7 protein-coding genes are annotated in these 9,249 nt (G+C 64.4%); 1 reads left to right on the top strand and 6 read right to left on the bottom strand.

Annotated features, from left to right (window positions below; genetic code table 11):
* Positions 1–670: SDR family NAD(P)-dependent oxidoreductase (locus tag Q0288_RS08620; protein WP_299429486.1), on the top strand; the 670-nt coding region annotated here is incomplete at its 5' end.
* 7 nt (positions 671–677) lie between these two features.
* Here the strand turns inward: Q0288_RS08620 and Q0288_RS08615 are convergent.
* The 6 genes from Q0288_RS08615 to Q0288_RS08590 form a co-directional block, all read right to left on the bottom strand.
* A complete protein-coding gene (locus Q0288_RS08615) occupies positions 678–1,421 on the bottom strand; it encodes an alpha/beta hydrolase (RefSeq protein ID WP_299429485.1) in 744 nt (247 codons plus the stop codon).
* Positions 1,422–1,615: 194 nt separating this feature from the next.
* Positions 1,616–2,188 (bottom strand): GNAT family protein, encoded by a 573-nt coding sequence (locus Q0288_RS08610; protein WP_299429484.1) that lies wholly within the window; start codon positions 2,186–2,188, stop codon positions 1,616–1,618.
* A 123-nt stretch (positions 2,189–2,311) separates the two neighbouring features.
* Positions 2,312–5,659, bottom strand: coding sequence for an efflux RND transporter permease subunit (locus Q0288_RS08605; RefSeq protein ID WP_299429483.1), 3,348 nt, complete (start codon positions 5,657–5,659; stop codon positions 2,312–2,314).
* A gap of 55 nt (positions 5,660–5,714) precedes the next feature.
* Positions 5,715–6,953: an efflux RND transporter periplasmic adaptor subunit gene (locus Q0288_RS08600; RefSeq protein WP_299429482.1), complete on the bottom strand. Its 1,239-nt coding sequence runs from the start codon at positions 6,951–6,953 to the stop codon at positions 5,715–5,717.
* On the bottom strand, positions 6,953–7,945 hold the full coding sequence (locus tag Q0288_RS08595; protein ID WP_299429481.1) for a TolC family protein: 993 nt from the start codon (positions 7,943–7,945) through the stop codon (positions 6,953–6,955). The genes Q0288_RS08600 and Q0288_RS08595 overlap by 1 nt, the downstream gene beginning before the upstream one ends.
* A complete protein-coding gene (locus tag Q0288_RS08590) occupies positions 7,942–9,228 on the bottom strand; it encodes a TolC family protein (RefSeq protein ID WP_299429487.1) in 1,287 nt (428 codons plus the stop codon). Before Q0288_RS08590 ends, Q0288_RS08595 begins: the two co-directional genes overlap by 4 nt.
* Between the last annotated feature and the right edge of the window lie 21 nt (positions 9,229–9,249).

Below are 9,249 nucleotides of genomic sequence, written 5' to 3'. Positions count from 1 at the left end.
GGACGAAGCCTCCATCCGGGCTGCCGCTCAATTTATTGCCACCCAGACTCCCCAACTGGATGGCCTGGTTAACAACGCCGGGGTTGCGGTGGCAGGGCCGCTGGAGTTTCTGCCGTTAGCGGAGTTGCGCCGGGTTCTGGAGATAAACGTGATCGGACAGATAGCGGTCACCCAAGCTTTTTTGCCCCTGCTTCGCCCTGCTGGGGGCCGGGTGGTGATGATGAGTTCCATCAGCGGACGGGTGGCAGCCCCCATGATGGGGCCTTATGCCGCCTCCAAGTTTGCCCTCGAGGCCCTCAGCGATGCCCTGCGGCGCGAGTTAAGCGAATGGGGGATGGAGGTCTCGATTATCCAGCCGGGAAATATCCAGACCCCCATCTGGAGCAAAGGCGTAGCCTGGGGAGAGGAGTTGAGGTCGCGGCTCTCGCCTCCGGCCATTGCGCTTTATGGATCGGCCATGGAACGAATGCTGAACTACATTCAGGGACAGGATGGCCGAGGTTTACACCCCAGTGCGGTCGCCAGGGCAGTCGAACACGCCCTTTCGGCAGCCCATCCCAGAACCCGCTACGGGGTGGGTCGGGATGCCCGAGCAGGTGCGCTGCTGGCCCGCCTGCTGCCAGATCGCTGGATAGACCGATTTTTGGCCCGCCGAAACCAGCGGAAATAGAGATGGCTCAGGGTTTGGCCAGGGCAGTATCCAGAAAGGCCACGGTTCGTCGCGCCACCTCATCCCAGCCAGCCTGGGGGGTGATGGTGGCTGGGTTATCGCCGCGCTGCCCGCTATAGGCCCCAAATCCGGCATGATTCAGGCCGGGGATGGTCTGGTGGAGGGTTCCCCTGGGAAACTTGTTGCGGGAAGCAGCGACCTGCTCCGGGTTGATGACCCCGTCTTTTTCGCCATACAGGGCCAGGCTGGGCAGTTCCATGGCCGAGAGGTTGAACTGTGGGTAGGCCGCCCACATCACCAGGGCCATGATCTGGGGATTGTGGTCGGCAAAGTTTGAGGCTACCACCCCCCCCAGGCTGTGTCCTCCCACCGCCCAGGGCAGGTCTGGGGCTTCGACCAGGGGTGAGCGGGCCTTATCCGGCTCGGTCACGGCCAGGTTATAGCGTACCCGCAGCAGGGCCACCCGGTAGCCTGCGCTGGCGATCCGGTGCAGCACCGGGGCATAGGCTTGCGGCTGCACCAGGCCACCGGGGTAGAAGGCCAGACCGCCCCTAGCCCTGCCTTGTGGAACAAAAACCCAGCCATAGCTGGTCTCGCTCACCTGCACCAGGGGACTCGAGGCCAGGGCCTCGAGGGCATTCCCGGCCAGAGGGTAGGGGGTGAGGGCACGCTGGACATACCAGACCACCACCCCGGCAAAGAACAGCATGCCGCCGATGAAAATTAGCCAGAAAACACGATGTTTGTTCATACTGCAGATTTGTTTGAGCGCGGAAAGGCTCGCAAGCTGGATGACCAGGACGGCATCGTATGCCAAGCGAACCGATCCCAGTTTACTCTGGTAGGTCCTGGCAGCCAGCGAACGCTACCCGCATGGCTCCGGTTCCGGTCTCCTGGCCGGGCTCCCGTTCCCATACACTCGGCCCTGGGCCAACGGGGGTTCGCCTACGACATGGGGTCTACCAAGGAGCCCTGAAACTCCATCCAGTCGTGTTGGGTCATGCCGTATACTGCGAGATCCTGGACGTCTTCCCGCACAATGAAAGCCCGTCTCAGCATCCCCTCCAGCTTGAACCCCAGGCGTTCGGGGACAGCCCGGCTCCTGGTGTTGTGGTCGGCAACCAGAATTTCTACCCGGTTGAGCCACAGCTCCGTGAATGCATGAACCAGAAGGGCGCGTATGCTCATGGTGGCAAGTCCATTTCCCTGGAATTCGGCGCCCAGCCAGTAACCAATCTGAGCCTTTCTATGATGAGGCTTAATCTCATAAAGACCTACCATTCCGGCCAGGGTGTTTTGGTGCCAGATCGTGAGGGGCAACTGCTCTCCCTGTGAAAAAGCCCCTATCGAATCGCGGATAAATCCGTAGATAGCGTACTCCGATTCCTGGTCGTCGATCCACGGCATCCAGCGGCCCAGATGCTCTCGGTTCCGCTTGATCAGGTTATACAGCGCTTGAGACTGGTAATACTGGAGCAGGCGCAACTCGCTCACTTCATCCAGGATGTTGTACAGCATATCGCTCATATTAGCGACCATGCCGGTAACCATCAAGTAAACCAGGTTTTGCTGCAGGGCGTTCGGCGGATTCCCTCTTATTCCCTCGAGGCAAGCGTCCAGGCGCCACAATCGAGCCTTCGCCTAGTCGCCAGCCAACGGAGCTGCACCAGGTTGGCCCTGGCGCTCCAGCCGCATCTTCTGGTAGCGCTTGCGCTCGAACTGATAGAACGCCGCGGGCACCACGAACAAGGTTAGCAGCATCGAGACCGAGACCCCACCCAGGATGATGATACCCAGGGGGCGCCGGAATTCTGACCCCTCTCCGGTAGCAGCAATTAGCGGGATGGCAATCATCAGCACGGTCAGGGTGGTCATCAGAATGGGGCGCAGCCGCAGCCGGCCGGCTTCTACCAGGGCTTCGTACAGCGGCCTGGTCTGGGCCTCACGCACCGCAAAGTCCAACAGCAAAATGGCATTTTTGGTTACCAGCCCGATCAGAATTACCACGCCCAGCACCGAGACCACGTCCAGACCGCTCTGGAAGAAGAACAGGAACCAGAAAGCCCCCACCAGCGCCAGTGGAACCGGTAGCAGCAGGTAGAGCGGGTAGCGCCAGGTGTTGAACTGGCTGGCAATCACCAGAAAGTTGAGCAGTAGAGCGAACCCGAACGCGATGGGGGCACTGCGGGCCAGGTCGCCCACAAAGGCTGTAGCACCCTGTTCCTCGAAGCGAACCCCGTCGGTAAAGACCCCGGCCTGCTCGAGCTCTGCTCGTACCAGGCTGGCTAGCTGAAAAGCTCCAATCTCGGCGCCGGGCGAGCGATTGGCGGTGATGCCTGCGGAGAAAGCCTGGTTGGTGCGGGCCAGTTGAGCCGGTGTCTGACGGTTTTCAAACTGCCCCACCGAGCCAATGGGCAGCGAGCTGCGTAGCGCTGGCGCGACCACCGGCAGCGAGAGCAGGCTGGCCTGGTCGGGTACCAGGCGGGGATCGGCCTTGACCACAATCGGGATATCATCGCCTGCCGAGCGCACATTCCCGGCCTCAACACCCGCATTGTAGATACGGAGGGTCTGGGCCAGGTCGCTGGGGGTCAGTCCCGTGCCCTGTAGCCTGGCCGGACTCGGAACCAGTACCCGCTCGCTGGCGGTCTCCTCGAGGCTGCTTCGCACGTCAATCAGGTCGGGCAGGTTTCGCATCACCTGCAAGACCCGCTGGTTTTTTTCGGCCAGCAGCTCTGGGGTAGGCGCGGTCAGGGTGAACTGCAGATCGGCTGCGCCCCCTGGCCCGCCTTCCGGCGCGGTGACCCGCAGGTCGGCCTCGGGCCGGTCGGCAGTCAGGTTTTGCAGGGCTTCGCGGTAGACGGGCAGCAGATCGTAGACACTGGCCCGCTCACGCTTCGGCACCAGCTCTACCACAATCCGGGCCTGTTCGGGATTGCCCGCCGCCAGGGCATTAATCGAACTGCCTACGGTGTTGAAGACCGCCTCCACCTCGGGGCGGGTGTACAGCCAGACCTCGAGCCTGCGGCTGAGGGCGTCGGTCTCGGAAAGGGCGGTACCTTTGGGTAGTCTGAGGTCAATGTCAATCTGCCCATTGTCGCTTTCGGCGGTAAAGTTGAAGGGTATCTGGGGGGCTACTATCCCGATGCTCAAAAAGAAACCCAGGCCAATCAGGAGTACCAGCCAGCTGCGCTTGAGCGAGGCCGCCAGGGCGCGGGCGTAGCCTTCGCGCAGTGTGACGAACGCACCCTCCGACAGATTGTGCAGGCTACCGGCAAGAGCTCCAGCCAACCCGATCATCACCGAGGCCAGCCAGCGCAGCGGGGCCAGCGCCAGGGTGATGGGGGTCATGAGGATATTAAAGATTCGCCGCCCCAGGCTCAGATCCGGCTGCTGGTAGACGTGCAGCCTGAGACCCCAGCGGAAATCCTGGCCGATGCCAGCAACCCGCCGGGCCAGTTCGCGCCAGGTGGGTGGCTCGGGGTCGGGGAAGTAGGCCAGGCGCACGGTGAGGAAGAAGAGGGCCTCGAGCCAGCTCACCGCGATGGCCGCCGCCAGCACGATGCCAAACTGCCGGAAAAACTCCCCGATAATGCCGGGAAGGAAGCTGATGGGCAGAAAAACCGCCAGCAGCGAGAGGGTGGCTGCCGTAACCGCCGACAAGACCTCGGTGGAACCCTTCAACACCGCATCCCTGGTGGAGTAGCCCATCTTGCGGAAACGCTCGATGTTCTCGGCCAGCACAATCGAGTCGTCCACGACAATCCCCACCGCCACGATGATGGCCAGCAGGCTGATGACGTTGAAAGTAAAACCCAGCAATCCGAATACAATCAGCGCCCCCGCCATGGTAATCGGGATGGCCACCACCACACTAAAGACCGAGTTGAGCTTGCCCAGAAAAATCAGGGTGATGATCGAGACAATCGCCGCGACCAGCAGAACTTCCCTGAAGGTGTCGTTGACGGTATTTTCAATGAAAGTGGTGGTGTCGCCGACGATGCGAGCCTCGTAGCCCTGGGGCAGGCTGGCGTCGGCCAGGGTGGCCCTGATGCCCTGGGCTACCGCTACCGAGTTGGAGTCTGGGGTCTTGCGAATGGCGATGGGAATTACGGCCTCACCATCGAGCCGGGTCAGGCGGGTGGGGGTGGCCTGGGCATCGCGCACGATGGCGATATCGCGCACCTCGATGCCTCGAGCGGGGTCAACCAGAATGGTTCCCACCTCTTCCGGAGTGGTAGGGGTGTTGCGCAGGGTGAAGAGCAGGCGTTGTCCCTCGGCAGCCTGGGTTCCGGCAGGAACTGCCAGTGCAGACGCCTGGATGGCCCCGACCACCTGAAGGGGGGAGAGGTTGAAGGAGGCTAAGCGGTAGGGCTCGAGCAGAACCTGTATCTGTCGGCTGGGTGCGCCCTGAATCTGGACATCGGCAACCCCCGTGACCAGCTGCAACTGGGGTTTGAGCACATCCTCGGCATACTCGGCCACATCCCGCAGGTCACGCCCATCTGCGGAAATAGTGATGAACAGAATCGGCGCCGCAGCGGGGTCGAAACGCTGTACAACCGGGGCCTGGGCATCGCCGGGAAGCTGCCCGCGCACTGCCGCGACCCGCTGCGAGACATCGGTGGCGACCCGGTTGATGTCTTCGCCAAAATCGAAGGAGACTATGACCTGTGAGAAGCCCTCCCCCGAGATCGAGGCCACCTGGTCTATGCCCGACAAGGTCGAAACCGAGTCCTCGATGCGGCGGCTGATCTGGGTCTCGACCTCTTCGGGGCCAGCTCCGGGGTAGGCGGTGGTGATGGCTACCACCGGAATCTCGAAGCGGGGCAGCAGATCCACCCCCACCCGGCTGCCGGTAATCAGACCCAGCAGAACCAGGGCCAAAAACGCCGCGGTCGAGAAGACAAAACGCTGGACAAAAAACTTGATTAAAGGATTTTCCGGCTTATTAAGGTCCAGGGTGGAGGGTTTATCAGACGGGTTCATAACACCTCCCGCAGGAGACCTCGAAGAATCTCTGCCTCTCGGGGGTCACCATGATTTACTGCACCACCTCGAGCGCATCCCCGTTGTTGAGGCTGGCGGGCACCGGGAACACCACCTGGATGCCAGCCGGAAGACCCTCTACGGCAGCGCGGGCGCCGGTGTCGGCCAGCACCTGCACCGGTTTGCGAACGGCTCTGCCATCCTGTACCACATACACATAGGTGGTGCGGCCCTGGGTCTGCAGGGCGCCGGAGGTGAGCAAGGTGCCCTGGGCCAGGGTCAGGGTGTAGCTGACCTGAGCACTCGCACCCGGCGGCAGGGCGCCTTCAATCTGGGCGGTAAGTTCGACCAGGCGGTCGGTGCCGGGAACCTTGCTGCTGCGGGCGATGGTGGCCGGGTAGTTTTGTCCCCCGAACAGGACGGTGATCCGGCTGCCTGGCGGTAGCCCCGCAGCATCTTCGGGCGGCAGGCGGAAGCTGGCCTCGAGCCTCGAGGTGTCGGCCAGGCGGAAGGCCCGCTGCCCGGCGGCCACAAACTCGCCCGGGTTCAGAAAGGTCTCCGCAACCACCCCCGCGAAGGGGGCTTTGACCTCGGTATCGGCTACGGCCCGCCGCGCCTGGGCCAGCTGGTTTTGGGCTTGCTGCACCTGCAGGCGCAGCAGCGCCAGATCCTCGGTGGAGGCGCGTTGTGTACGGGCCAGGCTTTCGCGGGCGTTGTCGGCTGCGGCCCTGGCCTGGTTGTAGGCGGCCTCGAGGCTGGTCAGTTCCAGTTGCGAGATGGCCCCGGCCCCGAAGAGCTGCTGCCCTTCGACGTAGCGCCGCTGGGCCACCTCGAGGCTGGCCTGGGCCGAGTCGAGGCTGGCTTGCAGCGGCGAGACTGAACCGGCAGTGGTGCGCTGGGCCCGCTCGAGGTTGACCTGGGCTTGTTGCAGGGCCAGCTGGGCATTGCTCAGGGCCGAGCGGGCATTCACCGGGTCGAGGCGCAGAACCACCTGCCCCCGGGCTACCCGGCTGCCTTCGGGCACCAGTACTTCCAGAACCTTGCCCGAAGCGGTGGCCCCCACCTGGCTTTCGCGGGCGGGCGCCAGGGTCGTGCCGGTGGTGCGGGTGGTGGTCAGGGCACCGCCCTGGGTCTGAACTACCCTGACCTTGATGCTTCGGGCCGTTGCGGCTTCAGCCGCCGAGGGGGCCGGGGTTTCGCTCTGGACAGGCCGGCGGGGGCCACACCCTACCAGCACCAGTGCGATCAAACCCAGCCAGACCCAGGTTTTATGCCGGAGCCAGACCCCTTGCATCAGCGACCTCCTGCCAACAGGCTGTAGTAGGCCCGCCAGTAGTTGCCCTGGGCTTGCTGGGCGGCCAGCTCGGCCTGGAGGAAGGAAAGCTCGGTTTGCAGATAGGCCACCGCGCTGATCAGGCCGGCATCAAGCCGCTTCTTGTCGTTGGCCAGGGTTTCGCGGGCGTTGGCCAGGGCGGCTTGCTGGATAGCCAGCGCACGGGAGGCAGCCTGGAGGTTCTGATACAGCGAGTCGTATTGCAGCCCCAGGCCCCGCTCGATTTCCCGGGCCCCCGCGTTGGCCTGATCGGCCCGCGACCTGGCCGCGTCCATATCGGCCCTGGCCGCAAAGCTGGGGTCGAGCAACTCGAACTGGAGACTGGCCAGTTCGCCCCGTTGCCGGGCCTGCAGCACATCGGGATTTTTGCCCAGCAGTTCACGCACCGTGCTGGCTTCGGGCAAGGCCGGTGGGTTCGGTAGAGGGGCTACCGTATTGAACCCGCCGACCAGACTGCGCAGCGAGGACTGGGCCAGAGCCAGGCCGTTTTCGGCCCGGGTGGCGTTGCTTCTGGCATCGTCTTGTCGGTTCTGGGCGTTGCGGACATCCAGGGCCGTGCCGGAGCCGTTGCGCTGGCGAATCTGGGCGATTTCCAGACCCCGGCTGGCGACCTCGAGGGCCTTCTGGGCCAGACGAACCTGAATCTGGGCCTCCAGTACCTGGGCATAGGCCCCAACAATGTTGCTCTGGGCCTGCACCACTGCCCGATCAAAGCTGACCCGCGCCAGGGCCGCCCGCTGCTCGGCCTGCACCCTGCTGGGGCGGGTCAGGAGGGGGTCGGCCAGGATCCGCGTGAGGCTGGTGCTGGCATCGTCGAGCTCGGCTCTGGCCGCCACCACCGGGGCCTGCTCCGAGGCCCTGGCCAGGGCTGCTTCCAGGGTCAGGCTCTGGGCTTGAGCCAGGGTGAGCGGGGTCAGGAGCAGGGTCAGAAAAATGGGTACAGCCAGTCTCATCGGTTCACCTCACTGAGGGGTAGGGCAAAGAAGCGGTACAGATCCAGTAGCCGCTGGGTACGGCTCAGATCCGCTTGTTCGATGCCCAGGCGGGCCTGGGCCAGGCTTAACTCGGCTTGCAGGGTGGCGAGGGGGCTTGCGAGGCCCAGCCGTTCGCGTTCGCGGGCCTCGCTAAAGGTTCGCTCGGCGTCGGTACGCACCTGCTGGGCGTTGATCAGGCTCTGCTCGGCAGTGTGTAGCAGGGAGCGCAACAGCTCCTCTTGCAGCTTGCTGCTGCGGCGGGCCGCCTCTACGGCCTGACGGGCGGCCTCGACTTGTTTCTGGGCGGCCTCGAGCGCATCCACCACACCAAAAGCGATGTTGGCCGAGAGGCCGATTTGCAGCGTTCCATGGATCCGATCCTGCGGTGCGCTGCGGCCCTGGGACTGGCTGGTGTAGCTGAGGGTGGGCTGCAGGGTGCGGGAGTTGAGCGAGAGCGACCAGGAGTCGTGGGCGGAGGTATTGCGGGCATAGCTGCCCTGCACCACCGGCAGAACCCCGCGCACCGCGCGATCGAAAGCCACCTGGGCCTGGGCGAGTTGTAGTTCGGCCTGCCGTACCGCTGGCGGGGTGTTCTGCGACGGGATCGCCAGCCGGGGCAGGGCAGTGCTGCTCTGGCCGATCAGATCGGCCAGGCTCAGCCGCGCCAGCGCCAGGTTGCGCTCGGCGTCGGCCTGCTGGATGGCCGCCTGGCGCAGGCTGGCCTCGGCCTGGCGCACCTCGCTGGGGCTGGCGGCGCCCCGGCTCTCCCGAACCCTGGTGGCCTCGAGGCTGGCCTGGGACAGCCGCTGCCCCAGGCGGGCTGCTTCCAGCCCCGATTCGGCCAGGCGCACCCGCAGGGCGGCCTCCACAGCCTGGGCCTCGAGCTGGGTGCGGGCCTGACGCAGGCCCAGGCTAGCCTGTTCGACCCCAATGGCGGCCTGGTTCACCGCATCCGAAACATCGCCAAATGCAAAAGGGGTCAGGGTCAGGCCCAGGCTAATCTGCCGCCCGTCGCCCGGAAGGTTTGCACACTGGGGGTTGATGGGATTGGGACAGGTGGGTGCACCGGGAGGCGGCGTCACGTCAAAAAACGAGACCCCCCCCTGTGCTTGCAGGCTGACCGGGCTCTGGGTTGCTCGAAGCTGGGCCTGCGCGGCTTCCAGTCCCAGGCGGGCCTGCAGAATGGAGGGGTGGTTCTCCAGCGGCGCAAAAAACCCCTGGGCCAGCCCTGGGTGCAGGGGATGCAGTACAGCCAGGAGCAAGAAAGCGACGCCCTGGCCCCC

It is taken from the genome of uncultured Meiothermus sp. (assembly GCF_937863175.1).
GTDB lineage: Bacteria > Deinococcota > Deinococci > Deinococcales > Thermaceae > Meiothermus.
This window is presented reverse-complemented; position numbering and strand designations above follow the sequence as displayed.